Below are 16769 nucleotides of genomic sequence, written 5' to 3'. Positions count from 1 at the left end.
GCTCGGCCTGCTCAGGCTCCGCCCGCCCGGGCTCGGGCTTCTCGTCGTGGGCCGGGACGGGCGCGTGCCACGGGGCGTCGGACGACTGGGTGCGGGCGGCGCGGCGCGGGGGCTCGGGCTGTTCGGCCGGGGTTCCGGGGGTCGCCTGGCTGACGGAGCCCTCGCCGACGCTGCGGGTGCGGCGCGGGCGGTCGGCGCGGACCGGCGGGGTCTCGGGGGCGGCGCCGGCGGCCGGGGCGGCCTGGCTCGCGGAGCCCGTCTCGACGCTGCGGGTGCGGCGCGGGCGGTCGACGCCGGCGGCCGCGCCGGCCCGCGCGCCGCGGGCGGGGCGTTCGGCGACCGGCGGCAGGGTGCCCTTGAGCGGGCCCCACTCGTTCGGGTCGGGGACGCCGGCGGGCTGCATCTTGCGCCGGGCCGGGCCGCCGTGGTCGGCGGACTCGCCGGGCTCCTTGGCGCCGGGCCAGTCCTTGGCGACCCGGGCGGCCAGCACGAAGTCCTTGCGCAGCGGGTGGCCCTCGAAGCCGTCCGGCAGCAGCAGGGTGACGGGGTGCGGGTGGCCCGGGAACTCGATGCCGAACATCTCCAGGGTCTCCCGCTCGTGCCAGGCGGCACCGGCGTACACCCCGACGGCGGTGGGCAGCGCGGCCTTCTCGCGCGGCACCCGGGTGCGCAGCAGCAGCCGGCGCACGCCGCCGGGCTCGCCGACGGCGGCCAGGTGCGCGCAGACCGCGAAGCCCCGGTCGAGGTCGTCGACGGCGCTCAGCCAGTCCAGGAAGGCCAGGCCGAGGGTGTCGCGGGCGGCGGTGAGCGCCTCGATCCAGTGCTCGGCGGGCACGTCGACGGTGAGCAGGTCGTACGCCTCGGCGGCGGTCGCCCAGGGGCCGACGGCCGCGGCGGTGCGCTCGGCGGGGGTCGGCTCCGGTGCCTGCTCGGGCGCCCCGGAGGTGTCCGAGGTGTCCGGGGTGTCCGGGGTGTCCGGGGTGTCGGTCACTGCCCCTCCTCCCCGGGCGCGGTGCGCAGCGGGCGGCCCAGCGCGGCGGCGGGCGCGCTGTAGCGCTGCGGCACGTCCTCGGCGGCGATCTTCTCCTGGAGCTTGAGGATGCCCTGGAGCAGCGCCTCGGGCCGGGGCGGGCAGCCGGGCACGTAGACGTCGACCGGGATGATCTGGTCGACGCCCTTGGTGACGGAGTACGAGTCCCAGTACGGGCCGCCGGAGTTGGCGCAGGCGCCGAAGGAGATGACGTACTTCGGTTCGGGCATCTGCTCGTACAGGCGCTTGACGGCGGGGGCCATCTTGTCGGTGACGGTGCCCGAGACGATCATCAGGTCGGCCTGCCGGGGGCCGGGCGCGAACGGGATGACACCCATCCGGATGAAGTCGTGCTTGGCCATCGACGCGGCGATGAACTCGATCGCGCAGCAGGCCAGTCCGAAGTTGAAGCACCAGAGGCTGTAGCGGCGGCCCCAGTTGAGCACCACCTTGACCGGGTCCGGGGCGAGCCGGGCCAGCGGGCCGAGGCGGCGCTGCTCGACGGCGGCGCCGGGGCGGGCCGGGTCGGGGATGCCGAGCGGGACGGGGCCGGAGCCGGGCGTCCCGTGCGAGTGCGTCACGTCCATTCCAGAACGCCCTTCTTCCAGGCGTAGAGCAGTCCGACCGCGAGGAATCCGATGAAGACGAACATCTCCACCAGCGTGGCCGCCCCGAAGCCGGCGGCGGCGAACACCGTGGCCCACGGGAACAGGTAGATCGCGTCGACCGCGAAGATCACGTAGAGGAAGGCGTAGACGTAGTACCGGATCTGGGTGTGCGCCCAGCCCTCGCCGACCGGGTCGACCCCGCACTCGTAGGCGAGCAGCTTCTCGGGGGTGTCGACCACCGGTCGCAGCAGGCGGTTCGCGGTGAAGGCCACCACGACGAAGAGGACGCCGATGACCGCCAGCAGACCGATCGCCGCGTAGGCGTCGAAGTAGCCGCTGCCGGCGGCGGGGTCGGCAGCGAGCGGCTGCCACTCCATGGGTCACGCCCTTCTTCTTTGCCCGTCCATAACCATCGCTATCGCGGGAGTCTATGTGTACCGCTCGTTTACTCCGCCACCTGCCCGTCCTGCAAGACGTCCGGTGGACTCCCCGCGGACACCGGCGGAATTCCGTCCACGACCGCTCCGGGGCCGGTCCGGGCCCTGGGTGCAGGTCGGGGGGTGGGGATAACCCCCGGAAGAAGACGGTGTGCAGCACCATGGCGGGGGGCGGTCGCCGAACGGGATGCTGGTGATCGACGAAGCACGGCGAGACCACCAGGAGAGGGCGCCGACCATGGAGGACGAGGCGAAGCGCCCGTCGTTGTACGGGGCACGGCTGTGGCGGGAGGTGCGGAACTCGCTGCTGAACCTGCCGATCGGGGTGGCCGGGTTCGCCGTGACGGCGGTGCTGCTGACGGCCGGGCTGGGCCTGGCGGTGACGGTGATCGGGCTGCCGCTGCTGGCCTTCGGGCTGGGCTGCTGCCGCCAGTTCGGGCGGCTGGCCCGGGTCCGGGCGCGGGCCGAGCTGGGCAGCGCGGTCGCCGAGCCGGAGCCGCTGCGCCCGCGCCGGGCCGGGCTGGCCGGCCGGGTGACGGCCTCGCTGGCCGACGGGCTGGGCTGGCGCTCGGCGCTGTACTGCGTGGTGCTGCTGATCTGGGGGATCCTCGGCTTCACGCTGACGCTGGTGCTGCTGGTGGTCGGCTGGCCGGTGCTGCCCTGGGCGATGCGGGCGATCGGCGCGGTCTCCCGGTGGCTGGTGGAGGTGCTGCTGGCGCCGGGCGCGCTGGCCGAGCGGGTCCGCGAGCTGGAGGACGACCGGGGCGTGGTGGTCGACACCGCCGCGGCCGACCTGCGCCGGATCGAACGGGACCTGCACGACGGCGCGCAGGCCCGGCTGGTCGCGCTGGCGATGGACCTGGGCCTGGCCAAGGAGAAGCTGACGGAGGACCCGGCGGCGGCCCGGCAGATGGTCGACGCGGCGCACGGCGAGGTCAAGCTGGCCCTGCGGGAGCTGCGCGACCTGGCCCGCGGCATCCACCCCGCGGTGCTCACCGACCGCGGGCTGGACGCGGCGCTCTCCTCGGTCGCGGCCCGCTGCACGCTGCCCGGCGGCGTCCGGGTGCACGTCGAGCTGGGCGGCGAGCGGCCGGACTCCGCGGTCGAGGGCATCGCCTACTTCACCGTCAGCGAGCTGCTGACCAACGCCTCCAAGCACTCCGGCGCCCGCAGCGCCTCGGTGGACGTCTGGCGCCAGGACGACCGGCTGATGCTGACGGTGCGGGACGACGGCCGCGGCGGGGCCCGGGTGCACCCCGGCGGCGGGCTGGCCGGCCTGGTCGAGCGCGCCGAGTCGGTGGACGGCGTGTTCGTGGTGGAGAGCCCGGCGGAGGGGCCGACCGCGGTGACGGTCGAGCTGCCCTGGCACACCCGGGCCGGCCACAGGGGCTGAGCGACGCCGCCCCCGGCCGGGCGGGCCGGGCCGGGGGCGGGACGTGGACGGGCCCGGAGTGCCGCCTCCCTTGCGCGGTACGGCACTCCGGGCCCGGGTCTGTCGGGCGGGCTACAGCGTCCCGAGGGTGACCTCCGCGCTCTTGTCCTGCCCGTCCCGCTGGTAGCCGACGGTGACCTTGGCGCCGGGGCTCTGCGAGGCCAGCGCGGTGGTCAGCGCGGAGGGGCTGGTGATCGCGGTGTCGCCGACCTTGGTGATCACGTCGCCCGTCTGGAGGCCGGCCGAGGCGGCCGGGCCGCCGTCGACCACCGAGACCACCGCGGCGCCGGCCGGCTGGAAGTTCGCGTCGAAGTACGGGCGGACGGTCACCCCGAGCGCGGCCCGGCCGGAGTTGCTGACCTTGCCGTCCTTGATCAGCTGGCCGGCGATGCTCGTCACGGTGGCGGAGGGGATGGCGAAGCCGATGCCGGGCGCGGCCGAGCCGTTCAGCTCCGGGTCGACGGCGGTGAGCGTGTTGATCCCGATCACCTGGCTGGAGAGGTTGACCAGCGCGCCGCCGCTGTTGCCGGGGTTGATCGCGGCCGAGGTCTGCACCATGTTGCCGATGGTGGCGCCCGGCGAGTCGGTGGTCTTGGGCTCGCTGACCGTCCGCCCGACCGCCGAGACGATGCCCTGGGTGACGCTGCTGGACAGGCCGAGCGGGCTGCCCATCGCCAGCGTGATCTGCCCGACCGCGACCTTGGCGCTGTCCGCGAAGGCGGCGGGCTTGAGGCCGCCGGGCGGGTTGTTGAGCCTGATCACCGCCAGGTCGGAGTCCGGGTAGCTGCCGACCAGCGCGGCGTCCAGCGGCTTGGTGCTGTTGGCCAGCGTCACGGTGAAGGTGGTGGCGGTGCCGACCACGTGCGCGTTGGTGACGATGTCGCCCTTGTCGTCGAAGACGATCCCGGAGCCGAGGCTGTCCCCGGCGGTGATCTGCACCACCGAGGGCAGCACCTGGGAGATCACCTGCTGGTAGTCCTGCTCCAGCTGGTTGCTGCTGGAGGGGGCGGGCGCGGACGAGGACGAGGAACTGCTGGCCGCCGCGGTGGAGCTGGAGCCGGAGCCGGAGCTGGAGCAGCCGGTCAGCAGCAGCGCCGCCGAGGCGAGCGCCGCCACGGGTCCGAGCCACAGCTTGGGCCCGGTCGGCCGGGGGCCGGCCGGGATCGGGCGGGTCGGTTCCTTCTTGGGGCGCACGGCGGCCACCTCCGGTCGCTGGACAGAGCTTTGTCACTATTTCACCGATATGTCCGAATGCCCGTGCGGACACACCACGGCACCGGGAAAAGGCCGCGTCTAGGATCGGGCCATGACCTGGTTGATCACCGGCGGTGCCGGTTACATCGGCGGACACGTAGTCAAGGAACTGGCCGGGGCGGGCGAGCCGGTGGTCGTCCTGGACGACCTGAGCAGCGGTTCGGCCGACCGCCTGCCCGCCGGGGTCCCCCTGGTGGAGGGCTCCACCCTGGACCGGCCGCTGCTGGACAAGGTGATCGCCGAGCACGGGGTGACCGGCATCCTGCACATCGCCGCCAAGAAGCAGGTCGGCGAGTCGGTCAGCGAGCCGCTGCACTACTACCGGGAGAACGTCGAGGGCCTGCGCCTGGTCCTGGAGGCCGCGGCGGCCGGCGGCGTGCGCCGGATCCTGCTCTCCTCCTCCGCCGCCGTCTACGGCATGCCGGACGTCGACCTGGTCACCGAGTCCACCCCGTGCGCGCCGATCAACCCGTACGGCGAGACCAAGCTGATCGGCGAGTGGCTGCTGAACGCCTCCGCCACCGCCTACGGGATGTCCACCGTGGCGCTGCGCTACTTCAACGTGGCGGGCGCGGCCACCCCGGAGCTGTCCGACGAGGGCGTCACCAACCTGGTCCCGATGGTGTTCGAGCGGCTGGCGGCCGGCCGGGCCCCGCTGGTCTTCGGCGCCGACTACCCGACCCCGGACGGCACCTGCGTCCGGGACTTCATCCACGTCTCGGACATCGCCTCCGCCCACCTGGCGGCGGTCCGCCGACTGAACGCGGCCGGGCCGGACGAGCGGGTCAACCTGACCCTGAACATCGGCCGCGGCGAGGGCGTCTCGGTGCGGGAGATGCTCGCCGAGATCGCCGAGGTCACCGGCATCGACACGGCTGCCGAGATCGCCCCGCGCCGCCCCGGCGACCCGGCCCGGGTGGTGGCCGCCGCCGACCTGATCCGGCGGGAGCTCGGCTGGAGCGCCCGGTACGACGTGCGCGAGATGGTCGCCTCCGCCTGGGCCGGCTGGCAGCACCGCCACCCGTAGCCCCGGGCCCGCGCGAACCGGCCCCGGACCTCGCCGCGAGGTCCGGGGCCGTACCGTTTCGCCGCGCTACTGCGGGACGGCGGTGCCGTAGAAGGAGTCCAGCGCGTACACGCAGCGGTCCTTGGAGCCGACGAAGACCCGGCCGCCGACCGCGACCGGGGAGCCGGTCAGCTCGCCCTTGGTGCCCAGCTCCCAGCGCAGCCGGCCGGTGGCCAGCTCCAGGGTGTGCAGCGAGTGGTCGCGGCTGCCCAGGTGCACCAGGCCCTCGGCGACCGCCGGGGAGCCGACCAGGTCGCCCCGGGTGGTGTAGCGCCAGCGCTCGCGGCCGCCGGCCGCCTCGAAGGCGAACAGGGTGTCGCCGGAGCCCAGCAGCACCGTCCCGTCCGCGACCACGGCCGGCTCGGCGCCCTGCCGGGCGGCGGTGGCGGCCCGCCAGCGGCCGTGCCCGGTGGCGGCGTCCAGCGCGTACAGGGTGCCGAGGTAGTCGGCGACGTACACCGCCCGGCCGTCCACCGCGGGCGGGGTGAACAGCGCCACCGGCGCGTCGAAGCGCCAGCGCTCGGCGCCGGTGGCGGCGTCCAGCGCGTGCACCCGCTGACCGGACGTCACGTACAGCACGCCGCCCTGCTCGACCGGCCGGGAGGGCACCTTGCCGCCCAGCGGCACCGACCAGCGCACCCCGCCGCCGCGCGGGTCGACGCAGTGCAGCCGGCCGCCGCCCTGGTAGTAGGCGGCGCCGCCGACCAGCGCCGGGCCGGACTGCGGGTTCTCGTACTCCTGCTGGGCGTCGTCGGCCCGCCACAGCTCGGCGCCGGTGGCCGCCGCGCGCAGCTGCACGCCGCCGCCGCGCACCCCGCAGCACAGCACGCCGTCGGCGGCGTCCAGCGCGTACACCCAGCCGTCCAGCGAGTGCCGCCAGCGCTCGGTGCCGTCGGCGGCGTCCACCGTGTACAGGTGCGGGCCGTCGGCGGCGTGCACCCGGCCGGCGTCGACGGCCAGCGCCCAGGCCACGTCCCGGGTCTTCCAGCGGCGCTCGCCGGAGCCGATGTCCAGCGCGTGCACCTCGAAGCTGGAGGCGAACAGGACGCCGTCGGCGACCACCGGGGTGCCCCACACGTCGTTCGACATCCGGAACCGCCAGGGCCGCCAGCGCGCGGCGGGCTGCGGCGGGGCGGCGGACGGCGCGGAGCTGCGGCGCACCCAGTCGGTGCCGACCGGGGCGGGCGTCGGCGCGGCCGGTTCGGCCCGCGGCCCGGGCCCTATCGGCACGTGCGCGCCGGGCAGCCGGATCTCGCCGTCGCCGCCCGGGTCGCCGACCGGCGGCCGCCGGTGCGGGCGCACCCGCTCGGTGACCACCTCGGCCTCGGAGACCGGCCCGGCGGCGCCGACCGGGGCCGGGGCGCCCGGCAGCGGCGGCGGCCCGACCGGCTGGGCCGGCAGCGCCAGCTGGGGCTGCGGCCGGGCCGGGGGCTGCTGGGCGCTGACGGGACGTCTGCTGCTGCGCTTGGCCTCGATCAGGTCGAGCGCGGCGGGCGGCAGCCAGTCCCCGGCCTCGCCGGAGGCGTCGGCCCGGGAGAACAGGTGCGGGGCCAGCTCGGCCTGGATCTGGGCGGGCGTGGGCCGGTGCTCGGGCGTGGGCCGCATGCAGGCCCGGACCAGGTCGACCAGCTCGACCGGCAGCCCGGACAGGTCGGGCTGGTCGCGCAGCAGCTGGAACACCGTCTCGACCGGGTTGGAGCCGCGGTAGGGCGGGTGCCCGGTGGCGCAGAACACCACCAGCGAGCCGAGCGAGAACACGTCGCTGGCGCCGGTGACGCTGCGGCTGTCCCGGGCCTGCTCGGGCGACATGTAGGCGGGCGTGCCGACCGCGACGTTGGTCATGGTCAGCCGGGTGCTGGAGACCCCGGCGGCGATGCCGAAGTCGATCACCCGGGGCCCGTCCTCGACCACCAGCACGTTGGACGGCTTGAGGTCCCGGTGGACCAGGCCCGCGGCGTGGATGGACTGGAGCGCCTCGGCGATGCCCGCGGTCAGCCAGCGCACCGCGTCGGCGGGCAGCGGCCCGCAGTCGGTGACCAGGTCCTCCAGCGAGGGCGCGGGCACGTACGCGGTGGCCAGCCACGGGACGGCCGCGTCGGCGTCGGCGTCCACCACGGCGGCGGTGTAGAAGCCGCCCACCGTCTTGGCGGCGGCGATCTCGCGGGCGAAGCGGACCCGGAACAGGTTGTCCTCGGCCAGCTCGGTGCGGACGGTCTTGATGGCCACCCGGCGTCCCGAGGCCGACCGGGCCAGGTACACCAGGCCCATGCCGCCCGCGCCGAGCCGGGCCAGCACTTCGAAGGGCCCGATCCGCCTCGGATCGTGCGCCGTCAGCTGGTCCACTCCTCAGCCACCTCCCCTTCCGCCAACGCCCCCCGGCGGTGGCGCCCCCCGATTCTCCAATGCCCGCCGCCCGGGAGCCAATCTCCCCCGCCCGGGACACGCCCCCGGGTACCGGAGCCGCCCGCTCCGGGTCCGCCCGCCGGACCGCCCCGGGCCCGCCCGCGGGGCCCCGGCGGACCCCCCTCAGCTGACTTGTCGTCACGCTGTGGGGTCATCAGCACACGGGGGGGCAACAACTCAAGCGGAAATGGCACGGTTTCCCCCCTCACCCGGACTAATAGTCGCACTACCGATTAGCGCCAAGATCTCACCGCTGTAAGCTGACGGCATGACAGGACAAGTTCGCACCGTCGACGGTCGCGTCGCCGGGCGGCGCGGACAGGAGACGCGGCAGAAGCTGCTCGACTGCCTCCGCGAGATGCTCAGCACGTCGCCGTACCGGGACGTCAAGGTCATCGACGTCGCCCGTATGGCGGGTACCTCCCCCGCGACCTTCTACCAGTACTTCCCGGATGTCGAGGGCGCAGTCCTTGAGATCGCCGAGGAAATGGCCGAGGACAGCGGCGGGCTCAAAGAGCTCGTCGATGGAAAGCCCTGGGCGGGAAAGTCCGGCTTCACCACTTCCGAAGAACTGGTGGACGGATTCCTCGCCTTCTGGCGCAAGAATGACGCCATTCTCCGAGTGGTCACGCTCGGTGCTGCCGAAGGGGACAAGCGGTTCTTCAAGATCCGCATGAAGGTCCTCAACTCGGTGGCGGCCCCGCTCGCCGAAGCGGTGCGCAACAACCAGGGCAAGACCGACAAGTCGGTCGAACCGTCGGCGGTCGCCGGCGCCCTGGTGTCGTTGCTGGCCGCGGCGGCCGAGCACGGCAAGGCGTTCACTTCGTGGGGCGTGAAGGTCAAGGACCTCAAGCCCAACCTGGCGCTCCAGGTGTACCTGGGAGTCACCGGAAAGAAGCCGCCGAAGTAAGACTCCAGCCCACTGGCGCTCGGCCCCGGTTCCTGTCCGGGTGTGTCGGATGCGGCCGTGCCTCGGGGGAGGTTCGCCGACGTACCGCGGAGCGCCGTCCTGCAACGGACGCGAGGGGCGGCCGGGAGGATTTCCTCCCGGCCGCCCCTCCGTGCTGTCCGCACCGCCGGGCTGTCCGCCCCGCCGGGCCCGGCACCGCCGCCCGGAGGCGACGCACCGCTCGGGCGCACCGCTCAGGGGCAGCGCACGACCTGCCCGGCGTAGGCCAGGCCGCCGCCGAAGCCGAACAGCAGCACCGGGTCGCCGGTGTGCAGCTCGCCGCGCTCGACCAGCTTGGAGAGGGCGAGCGGGATGGAGGCGGCGGAGGTGTTGCCGGAGTCGACCACGTCGCGGGCGACCACCGCGTCCTCGGCCAGGCCGAGCTTGCCGGCGATGGCGTCGATGATCCGCAGGTTGGCCTGGTGGGCGACGAAGCCGCGCAGCTCGGACGGCTCGATCCCGGCCTTCTCGCACGCCTTGCGGGCCAGCGGGGCGACCTGGGTGGTGGCCCAGCGGAAGACCGTCTGGCCCTGCTGGCTGATCACCGGCTTCCAGCCGCTGATCGCCACCGCCTCGCCCTTCTCCGGCTCGGAGCCCCAGACCACCGGGCCGACGCCGGCCCGCTCGTCCGGGACGGCCTCCAGCACCGCGGCGCCCGCGCCGTCGCCGAAGATCACGCAGGTGGTGCGGTCGGTCCAGTCGATGATGTCGGACATCCGCTCCACGCCGACCACCAGTGCCCGGGTCGCGGCGCCGGCCCGGATCGCGTGGTCGGCGGTGGCCAGCGCGTACGAGAAGCCCGAGCAGGCGGTGTTCAGCTCGTACGCGGCGGGGGCCGGGATGCCCAGCCGGGCGGCGACGGCGGCGGCGGTGTTGGGGCTGCGCTCGACGGCGGTGCAGGTGGCGACGGCGACCAGGTCGATCCGGTCGGCCGTCACGCCCGCGTTGGCCAGCGCCTTCTCGGCGGCGCCCACCGCGAGGTCGACCAGGGTCTCGTCCTCCGCGATGTGCCGGGTGCGGATGCCGACCCGGGAGCGGATCCACTCGTCGTCGGTGTCGACCAGCGCCGAGAGATCGTCGTTGCTCAGGACCTTCGGCGGCTGGTGGTGGCCCAGCGCCATGATGCGGGAGGCGGTCATACAGCCACTCAACCGGGTTACCGGCGAGTCGGGAGGTGACGCCCTGACACAGGATCGGGTGCCGGAAGCTGTAGGTCCCTCACAACCGGCCCGTGGTCAGGCGGCCAGCGACTGGGCGTCACCCATCATGATCATCGGGTGCAGCGCCGGGTCCAGGGTCCTGATCAGCTCGACCATGTGGTCCTCGGTCAGCGAGACGCAGCCGTGGGTGGGGCCGCCGTGGTCGAGGTGCAGCCAGATGCCGCCGCCCTTGGCCGCGCCCTCCGGGTAGGTGGTGTCGAGCGGGGACTTGCCCTCCACCCGGTTGTAGTTGATCGCCACCACGTAGTCGAAGGAGCCGGCCAGCGGTTCGTTGTTGAAGCCGCGTCCGGCCATCACGAAGTTCTTGTTCTCGTCGTAGGGCAGCTTGGAGCCGGGGTCGGCCTTGCGGCCGCCGGCGTCGGTGAGCGAGAACAGGCCGATCGGGCTGCGCAGGTCGCCGGAGCGGTGGTCGGCGGTCCAGCCCTTGTAGGCGTTGTGGGCGGGCCAGGTCTGGCCGGCCTGCCAGCTGCCGTCGTCGCCGCGGGTCCACAGCGTGACGGTGTTGTCCGAGGAGTCCTTGCCCTGGCCGCTGGCGACCAGCAGCTGGCGGGTCTCGGCGGGGACCTTGGCCATCCAGTCGGCGCCGATGCCCGGGATGGCGGTGATCCGCTCCCGGTCGGAGCGGTCCGCGGCGGGGGCCTCGGTGTGCTGCCCGGCGTCGGCGGCCTGCATCGGGACGACCTCGGGCGCATGGTCGGGGGCGGCGCTGGCGGTCTCGCTCTGGAAGCCCCGGCCCGGGCCGACGCTGAACCAGCCGGCCGCGAGGGCCAGCAGGGTCGCGGTGCCGACGGTGAGCTTGCGGACCCGGCGCTGCTTCGGCTTGCGGCGGCTGCGGCGGGCGGCGGCTCGGCCCTGGGGCTGCTCGGCCTCGTCCCGGCCGGTCGGCGCGGCGGCCGGGCGGCGGTGCGAGGAGACGCGATGGGAACCGGACATGCGAACGATCCTCCCAGACCGCGGGGACGAGGTGGAACCCGGGCCGTGTGATGAGCCTGTGAGCATACGCGCCCAGGAAACGTTTCTTCGGCTTCCCGACTGCCCCGGTGGTGCGTCTTCACCCCGTGCGCCGCCCGGAAAAGCTCCGCGCCCGGTGGCCGGAAACCGGTCACCGGGCGCGTGGTCCGAACGGGTGGTCAGAGGCGCATCGCCTGCGGGGTCTCCCGGCGGGCCAGGTCCGGCCCGTCGTACTCGCGGATGACCTCGTAGCGGGTGTTGCGCTCGACCGGGCGGAAGCCGGCGTCCCGGATCAGGCCGAGCAGGTCGTCGCGGCCCAGCTTGTTCGGGGTGCCGAAGTTGTCCGCGTCGTGGGTGATCTTGTACTCGACCACCGAGCCGTCCATGTCGTCCGCGCCGTGGCTGAGCGCCAGCTGGGCGGTGGTGACGCCGTGCATCACCCAGAACACCTTGACGTGCGGGACGTTGTCGAACAGCAGGCGGGACACCGCGAAGGTCTTCAGCGCCTCGGCGCCGGTGGCCATCTCGGTGCGCGCCATCAGGCGGTTGCGGACCTTGCCGTCCTTGGAGTCGTGGAAGTCGTGCTGGTAGCGCAGCGGGATGAAGACCTGGAAGCCGCCGGTCTCGTCCTGCAGCTCGCGCAGCCGCAGCACGTGGTCGACCCGGTGGCGGGGCTCCTCGATGTGGCCGTAGAGCATGGTGGCCGGGGTCTTGAGGCCCTTCTCGTGCGCCAGGCGGTGGATCCGCGACCAGTCCTCCCAGTGGGTGTCGTGGTCGACGATGTGCTGGCGGACCTCCCAGTCGAAGATCTCCGCGCCGCCGCCGGTCAGCGACTCCAGGCCGGCCTCGATCAGCTCGTCCAGGATCTCGCTCGCGCTCAGGCCGCTGATCCGCTCGAACCAGTGGATCTCGGTGGCGGTGAACGCCTTCAGCGAGACGTTCGGCAGCGCGGCCTTCAACTCCTTGAGCGAGCGCGGGTAGTAGCGCCACGGCAGGGTCGGGTGCAGGCCGTTGACGATGTGCAGCTCGGTCAGCGACTCCGACTCCATCGCCTTGGCGAGCCGGACGGCCTCCTCGATCCGCATCGTGTACGCGTCCTTCTCGCCCGGCTTGCGCTGGAACGAGCAGTACGCGCAGGAGGCGCTGCACACGTTGGTCATGTTCAGGTGGCGGTTGACGTTGAAGTGGACGACGTCGCCGTTCTTCCGCGTCCGCACGTGGTGCGCCAGGCCGCCCAGCCAGGCCAGGTCGTCGCTCGCGTAGAGCGCGATCCCGTCCTCGCGGGTCAGCCGCTCACCGGCGTAGACCTTCGCCTCCAGCTCGCGCTTGAGCCCTGCGTCCATGCGGTGCTCCGCCTCCTCGGGACTTCGATTCGTTGCCGGGACCGAGACTACGCCTAGGCGGCGAGCAGTTCGGCCAGCAGGGCGGGGTCGAGGTTGCCGCCGCTGACGACCGCGGCGAACACCCGTCCGCCCAGCTCACCGGCCCGGTGGAAGTAGGCGGCCGGGGCGACCGCGCCGGAGGGCTCGGCGACCAGCCGGCCGCGGCGGGCCAGCAGGGCGACGGTGGCGCGGATCTCGTCCTCGGAGACGGTGACGATGTCGTCCACGTAGGCGGTGAGGTGCTCGAACGGCAGGACGCCCACCGACGTGGTGCGCAGGCCGTCGGCGATGGTGCGGTAGGTGTCGGCGACCGGCCAGGCGGTGCGGACGCCCTCGCGCAGGCTCTGCCGGGCGTCCGCCGCCAGCTCCGGCTCCACGCCGACCACCCGGACGCCCGGGCAGGCCAGCTTGAGCGCGGCGGCCGTCCCGGAGATCAGCCCGCCGCCGGAGACCGGCACCAGCACGGTGTCCAGCTCGTCCGGGGCGTCCTCGGCGATCTCCAGGCCGACCGTGCCCTGGCCCGCGATGATGTACGGGTCGTCGTAGGGCGGCACCCAGACGTAGCCGTGCGCGGCGGCCAGCTCGGCCGGGACGGTGTCGCGCTCCTCGGCGGTCACGACCACCACCTCGGCGCCGAACGCGCGGGTGTTCTCGATCTTCACGGCGGGCGAGGTGTCGGGCATCACGATCACCGCCTTGATGCCGAGCCGCCGGGCCGCGTAGGCCACCGCCTGGGCGTGGTTGCCGCTGGACTGGGCGACCACTCCCCTGGCCCGCTCCTCGCCGGTGAGCGCGGCCAGCCGGTTCATCGCCCCGCGGATCTTGAACGCCCCGGTCGGCTGGAGGCTCTCCGGCTTCAGCCAGAGCCGCCGGCCGCCGTCCGCCGCCCACGGGCAGGGCAGCAGCGGGGTGCGCACCGCCGTGCCGGCGATCCGGCGTTGGGCGGCGCGCAGGTCTTCCAGGTCGACCAGGGTCACGGCGGGGGCTCCTCGACGGCTGACGGCGGGTGGGAGGAGCTTATTCGGCGAGGTGGAGCGGGAGTTCGCTGACCCGGTTCTCCCACTTGGTGGAGAGCACCACCGTGGTCCGGGTGCGCGCCACCCCCTTGGTGCCGGACAGCCGCTTGACCACCGACTCCAGGCCCTCCACGTCCGGCACCCGGACCTTGAGCATGTACGAGTCGTCGCCCGCGATGAACCAGCAGTCCTCGACCTCCGGGAGGTCCTTCAGCCGGTGCGAGACGTCGTCGTGGTCGGCCGCGTCGGTGAGCTGGAGGCCGATCAGGGCCGTCACCCCGTAGCCGAGCGTCGCCGGGTTGACCGTCGCCCGGTAGCCGGTGATCACGCCGGCCTGCTCCAGCCGGTTGATCCGGTCCGTCACGCTCGGGCCGGACAGGCCCACCAGGCGGCCCAGCTCGGCGTACGAGGCGCGGCCGTTCTCCCGGAGTGCCTGGATGAGCTGTCTGTCCACAGAGTCCATTGCCTGCCGCGTCCTTCCGAACCTCACCAGAACCACAGATCATTATCCGGAATCCAAGGCGCTGCGCGCCGCTCAACCCGGGTATCCCAGAGAACATACTCTCCCGTCACGTGCCCGCTCACTCACCCCGGCGCGGCCGTGTTCCGGGGCGGTCCTCCGGGGTGCTCGCGGCCTCGCCCAGGGCGCCCGACCAGCGGCGGTACAGCGTGTGCGGGACGGCCACCGCGTCCAGCACCCGGCCGGCCACGAAGTCCACCAGCTCGCGGGCCGTCGAGCCCCCCGCGTAGAAGCCGGGGGACGCCGGGAGGACGACCGCGCCCTGCTCGTCCAGCGCCACCAGGTGGCGCAGCGTGCTGCCGGTCAGCGGGGTCTCGCGCAGGCACAGCACCAGCGGGCGGCGCTCCTTGAGCGTGACGGACGCGGTGCGCTGGAGCAGGTCCTTGGACAGGCCCAGCGCGATGCCGGCCGCGGCGCCGGTGGTGGCCGGGACGACCAGCATGCCCTTCGCGGGGTACGAGCCGGAGGACGGGCCCGCGGCGAAGTCCCCGGCCGGCCAGTGGCGGACGTCGTGCAGCCGCGACTCGTCGGTGCCGAGCCAGGCGGCCAGGTCGGCGCGCCAGTGCGCGTCGCGGAAGGAGACGCCCGTCTCGTCCAGGATGGTCAGCCGCGCCGCCCGGCTGACGATCAGGTCGACGGGCTCCCCGGCGTCCAGCAGCGCGCGGATCACCGAGGCGGCGTAGGGGGTGCCGCTGGCGCCGGACACGCCGACGACCCAGGGCTTGCGGGTGGGGCTCATGGTTCCCATTGTGGGGCGTGCGGTCCGGGCGGCCAGGGCGCGCGGCGGTCCGGGTTCCCGCCCCGGCCCGGGCGGCGGCGCGGGCCCGCCGGTTCCCGGGGAGCAGCCGGTCGGCGGGTTTTCGGGTCAGAATGGCCGCATGGCAGCGGAGTTGGTGGACCTGACGCATCCGGTGGTGTCCGGGATGCCGGTGTATCCGGGGGACCCGGGCGTCGAGTTGCGGGCGGCGTTGACGGTGGCGGACGAGGGGGTGAACGTGCTGGCGGTGCACCTGGGGTCGCAGACCGGGACGCACGTGGACGCGCCCTACCACCTGGACGTGCGGTGGCCGACCCTGGACGGGCTGCCGCTGGAGCTGTTCACCGGGCCCGCGGTGGTGGTGGACCTGCGGGGGCTGTCGGCCCGGGCGGTGGTGACGGCGGAGCACCTCGCGCCGGCGCTCGCGGTCTCGGGGCCGGGGACGGTGCTGCTGCTGGCGACGGGGTGGCCGCGGTACTGGGGGACGGACCGGTACTTCGCGCACCCGTACCTGGCCCGGGAGGCGGCGGAGGCCATCGTCGCGGCGGGGGTCCGGACGGTGGGGATCGACGCGCTGTCGGTGGACCCGACGCCGGACCCGGGGCCGCTGGACCCGGAGATAGCGAGCCTGCTGGCCGAGTTGGCGGACGAGCACGACCCGGAGCCGGAGCAGGCGACGCTGGTGGCGCACCGGGTGCTGCTGGGACCGGAGGGCGGCGGGGTGATCGCGGAGAACCTGACGGACCTGTCGGCGCTGCTGGCGGCGCAGGAGGCCGGCCGGCCGGTGGAGGTGTCGCTGTTCCCGCTGCGGCTGACGGCGGCGGACGGGGCGCCGGTGCGGGCGGTGGCCCGGATCGGGTGAGCGGGCGCCAACGGGGCACCCGCTTCCGGGACTTGGTCTAGACCATCCCGGGAGCGCCCCGCTAGGCTCCCGCCATGTCTGAGATCGTCGGTGTGGTCGAGCGCCTGTGGCGCTACCCCGTGAAGTCCACGGGCGGCGAACTGCTCGACTCCGTCGAGGTCGAGGAGCGCGGCCTGGTCGGCGACCGGCTGTACGCGGTGCGCGACGGGGCCGGGAAGTTCGGGTCGGGGAAGAACACCCGGCGCTTCCGGCGGATGGACGGCCTGCTGCGGTTGAGCTCCCGGCTGGGCTCGCGGATCGACGGCCCGGAGCTGTTCGACCCGCTGGGGATGGCGGTGCCCGACCCGGACGCCTTCCTGCGCGCCTACCTGGAGCAGGAGGACGTGGCGCTGGCCCGCGAGGACACGGTGTCGCACTTCGACGAGCTGCCGGTGAGCGTGCTGACCACCGCCACCCTGGACTGGGTCGCGCAGGCGGTGCCCTCGGCGGTGGTGGACGAGCGCCGGTTCCGGCCGAACGTGCTGCTGCGCACCCCGCCGGGGACGCCGCCGTTCAGCGAGGACAAGTGGTTCGGCCGGGAGGGCCGGGTGGAGGGCGGGGCGCGGCTGGCGTTCGTCCGGGCCAGCGTGCGGTGCGCGATGGTCGGGGCGGCCCAGCCCGGGCTGCCGCACGCCCCGGAGATCCTGAAGACCATCGCGCACGAGCGGGACACCGAGCTGGCCGCGCTGGCCACGGTGTCGCGGCCGGGCCCGCTGCGGATCGGGGACGCGCTCGCGCTGGTGTGACGGCCGGCGCGGGGCGGGACCCGGGCCGGGGCCGGGGCCGCGCGGGTGGCGGGGCCGCGCGGGCGGCGGGCCCGGGGCGGGTGGCGGGCCCGGGGCG

Annotated in this window: 16 protein-coding genes; 5 read left to right on the top strand and 11 right to left on the bottom strand. The window is 74.3% G+C overall.

Annotated features, from left to right (window positions below):
• The 3 genes from ACIQVD_RS21390 to ACIQVD_RS21380 form a co-directional block, all read right to left on the bottom strand.
• On the bottom strand, positions 1-991 hold a 991-nt coding region (locus ACIQVD_RS21390), incomplete at its 3' end, for an NADH-quinone oxidoreductase subunit C (RefSeq protein WP_402291148.1).
• A complete protein-coding gene (locus ACIQVD_RS21385; protein WP_400687388.1) occupies positions 988-1617 on the bottom strand; it encodes an NADH-quinone oxidoreductase subunit B in 630 nt (209 codons plus the stop codon). The genes ACIQVD_RS21390 and ACIQVD_RS21385, both read right to left, overlap by 4 nt.
• Entirely contained in the window at positions 1608-2015 is a 408-nt protein-coding gene (locus ACIQVD_RS21380) for an NADH-quinone oxidoreductase subunit A (RefSeq protein ID WP_111554876.1), read from the bottom strand. Before ACIQVD_RS21380 ends, ACIQVD_RS21385 begins: the two co-directional genes overlap by 10 nt.
• A gap of 298 nt (positions 2016-2313) precedes the next feature.
• Here ACIQVD_RS21380 and ACIQVD_RS21375 point away from each other — a divergent pair, with 298 nt between their 5' ends.
• Positions 2314-3468 (top strand): sensor histidine kinase, encoded by a 1155-nt coding sequence (locus ACIQVD_RS21375; protein WP_400687596.1) that lies wholly within the window; start codon positions 2314-2316, stop codon positions 3466-3468.
• A gap of 111 nt (positions 3469-3579) precedes the next feature.
• Here ACIQVD_RS21375 and ACIQVD_RS21370 read toward each other — a convergent pair whose 3' ends face one another.
• Positions 3580-4671 (bottom strand): S1C family serine protease, encoded by a 1092-nt coding sequence (locus tag ACIQVD_RS21370; RefSeq protein WP_400687597.1) that lies wholly within the window; start codon positions 4669-4671, stop codon positions 3580-3582.
• A gap of 142 nt (positions 4672-4813) precedes the next feature.
• Here ACIQVD_RS21370 and galE point away from each other — a divergent pair, with 142 nt between their 5' ends.
• On the top strand, positions 4814-5788 hold the full coding sequence (gene galE / locus ACIQVD_RS21365) for a UDP-glucose 4-epimerase GalE (protein ID WP_100837758.1): 975 nt from the start codon (positions 4814-4816) through the stop codon (positions 5786-5788).
• Between the two features lie 66 nt (positions 5789-5854).
• Here the strand turns inward: galE and ACIQVD_RS21360 are convergent, their stop codons facing one another.
• Complete coding sequence (locus ACIQVD_RS21360) at positions 5855-8170, bottom strand: serine/threonine-protein kinase (RefSeq protein ID WP_400687393.1); 2316 nt, start codon at positions 8168-8170, stop codon at positions 5855-5857.
• Between the two features lie 328 nt (positions 8171-8498).
• On the opposite strand from ACIQVD_RS21360, the gene ACIQVD_RS21355 reads away from it, so the two are divergent.
• A complete protein-coding gene (locus ACIQVD_RS21355) occupies positions 8499-9140 on the top strand; it encodes a TetR family transcriptional regulator (RefSeq protein ID WP_402291145.1) in 642 nt (213 codons plus the stop codon).
• Between the two features lie 233 nt (positions 9141-9373).
• On the opposite strand, the gene ACIQVD_RS21350 is transcribed toward ACIQVD_RS21355, so the two are convergent.
• From ACIQVD_RS21350 to ACIQVD_RS21325, 6 genes are all read right to left on the bottom strand, one after another.
• On the bottom strand, positions 9374-10318 hold the full coding sequence (locus tag ACIQVD_RS21350) for a beta-ketoacyl-ACP synthase III (protein WP_100837755.1): 945 nt from the start codon (positions 10316-10318) through the stop codon (positions 9374-9376).
• Positions 10319-10414: 96 nt separating this feature from the next.
• Entirely contained in the window at positions 10415-11332 is a 918-nt protein-coding gene (locus tag ACIQVD_RS21345; protein WP_402291142.1) for a L,D-transpeptidase family protein, read from the bottom strand.
• A 197-nt stretch (positions 11333-11529) separates the two neighbouring features.
• The gene (gene mqnE / locus ACIQVD_RS21340) at positions 11530-12693 is read right to left on the bottom strand and encodes an aminofutalosine synthase MqnE (protein ID WP_400687398.1); all 1164 of its coding nucleotides are present in this window, start codon (positions 12691-12693) and stop codon (positions 11530-11532) included.
• A gap of 53 nt (positions 12694-12746) precedes the next feature.
• Positions 12747-13709 carry a threonine/serine dehydratase gene (locus tag ACIQVD_RS21335; protein ID WP_400687400.1) on the bottom strand — a complete coding sequence of 321 codons (963 nt, stop codon included), beginning with the start codon at positions 13707-13709 and terminating at the stop codon, positions 12747-12749.
• 40 nt (positions 13710-13749) lie between these two features.
• The gene (locus ACIQVD_RS21330; RefSeq protein WP_030462120.1) at positions 13750-14211 is read right to left on the bottom strand and encodes an Lrp/AsnC family transcriptional regulator; all 462 of its coding nucleotides are present in this window, start codon (positions 14209-14211) and stop codon (positions 13750-13752) included.
• A 118-nt stretch (positions 14212-14329) separates the two neighbouring features.
• Positions 14330-15007, bottom strand: coding sequence for a UbiX family flavin prenyltransferase (locus ACIQVD_RS21325; RefSeq protein WP_400687402.1), 678 nt, complete (start codon positions 15005-15007; stop codon positions 14330-14332).
• A gap of 139 nt (positions 15008-15146) precedes the next feature.
• Between ACIQVD_RS21325 and ACIQVD_RS21320 the strand changes: the two genes are divergently transcribed.
• On the top strand, positions 15147-15887 hold the full coding sequence (locus ACIQVD_RS21320) for a cyclase family protein (protein ID WP_100837750.1): 741 nt from the start codon (positions 15147-15149) through the stop codon (positions 15885-15887).
• 74 nt (positions 15888-15961) lie between these two features.
• Positions 15962-16672: an MOSC domain-containing protein gene (locus ACIQVD_RS21315; RefSeq protein WP_400687405.1), complete on the top strand. Its 711-nt coding sequence runs from the start codon at positions 15962-15964 to the stop codon at positions 16670-16672.
• The last annotated feature ends 97 nt before the right edge of the window (positions 16673-16769 follow it).

This window comes from Kitasatospora sp. NPDC090308, from assembly GCF_044769485.1.
Classification (GTDB): Bacteria; Actinomycetota; Actinomycetes; order Streptomycetales; family Streptomycetaceae; genus Kitasatospora; species Kitasatospora fiedleri.
Note: the sequence above shows the minus strand (reverse complement) of the source record. Positions and strands in the feature narration are given on the sequence as shown.

What these genes read in the sequence shown, in the direction of transcription:
- ACIQVD_RS21315 (WP_400687405.1), top strand. Translation starts at nt 15,962, where the DNA reads ATGTCTGAGATCGTCGGTGTGGTCGAGCGCCTGTGGCGCTACCCCGTG.
- galE (WP_100837758.1), top strand. Translation starts at nt 4,814, where the DNA reads ATGACCTGGTTGATCACCGGCGGTGCCGGTTACATCGGCGGACACGTA.
- ACIQVD_RS21350 (WP_100837755.1), bottom strand. Translation starts at nt 10,318, where the DNA reads ATGACCGCCTCCCGCATCATGGCGCTGGGCCACCACCAGCCGCCGAAG.
- mqnE (WP_400687398.1), bottom strand. Translation starts at nt 12,693, where the DNA reads ATGGACGCAGGGCTCAAGCGCGAGCTGGAGGCGAAGGTCTACGCCGGT.
- ACIQVD_RS21375 (WP_400687596.1), top strand. Translation starts at nt 2,314, where the DNA reads ATGGAGGACGAGGCGAAGCGCCCGTCGTTGTACGGGGCACGGCTGTGG.
- ACIQVD_RS21355 (WP_402291145.1), top strand. Translation starts at nt 8,499, where the DNA reads ATGACAGGACAAGTTCGCACCGTCGACGGTCGCGTCGCCGGGCGGCGC.
- ACIQVD_RS21320 (WP_100837750.1), top strand. Translation starts at nt 15,147, where the DNA reads ATGGCAGCGGAGTTGGTGGACCTGACGCATCCGGTGGTGTCCGGGATG.
- ACIQVD_RS21325 (WP_400687402.1), bottom strand. Translation starts at nt 15,007, where the DNA reads ATGAGCCCCACCCGCAAGCCCTGGGTCGTCGGCGTGTCCGGCGCCAGC.
- ACIQVD_RS21345 (WP_402291142.1), bottom strand. Translation starts at nt 11,332, where the DNA reads ATGTCCGGTTCCCATCGCGTCTCCTCGCACCGCCGCCCGGCCGCCGCG.
- ACIQVD_RS21380 (WP_111554876.1), bottom strand. Translation starts at nt 2,015, where the DNA reads ATGGAGTGGCAGCCGCTCGCTGCCGACCCCGCCGCCGGCAGCGGCTAC.
- ACIQVD_RS21385 (WP_400687388.1), bottom strand. Translation starts at nt 1,617, where the DNA reads ATGGACGTGACGCACTCGCACGGGACGCCCGGCTCCGGCCCCGTCCCG.
- ACIQVD_RS21330 (WP_030462120.1), bottom strand. Translation starts at nt 14,211, where the DNA reads ATGGACTCTGTGGACAGACAGCTCATCCAGGCACTCCGGGAGAACGGC.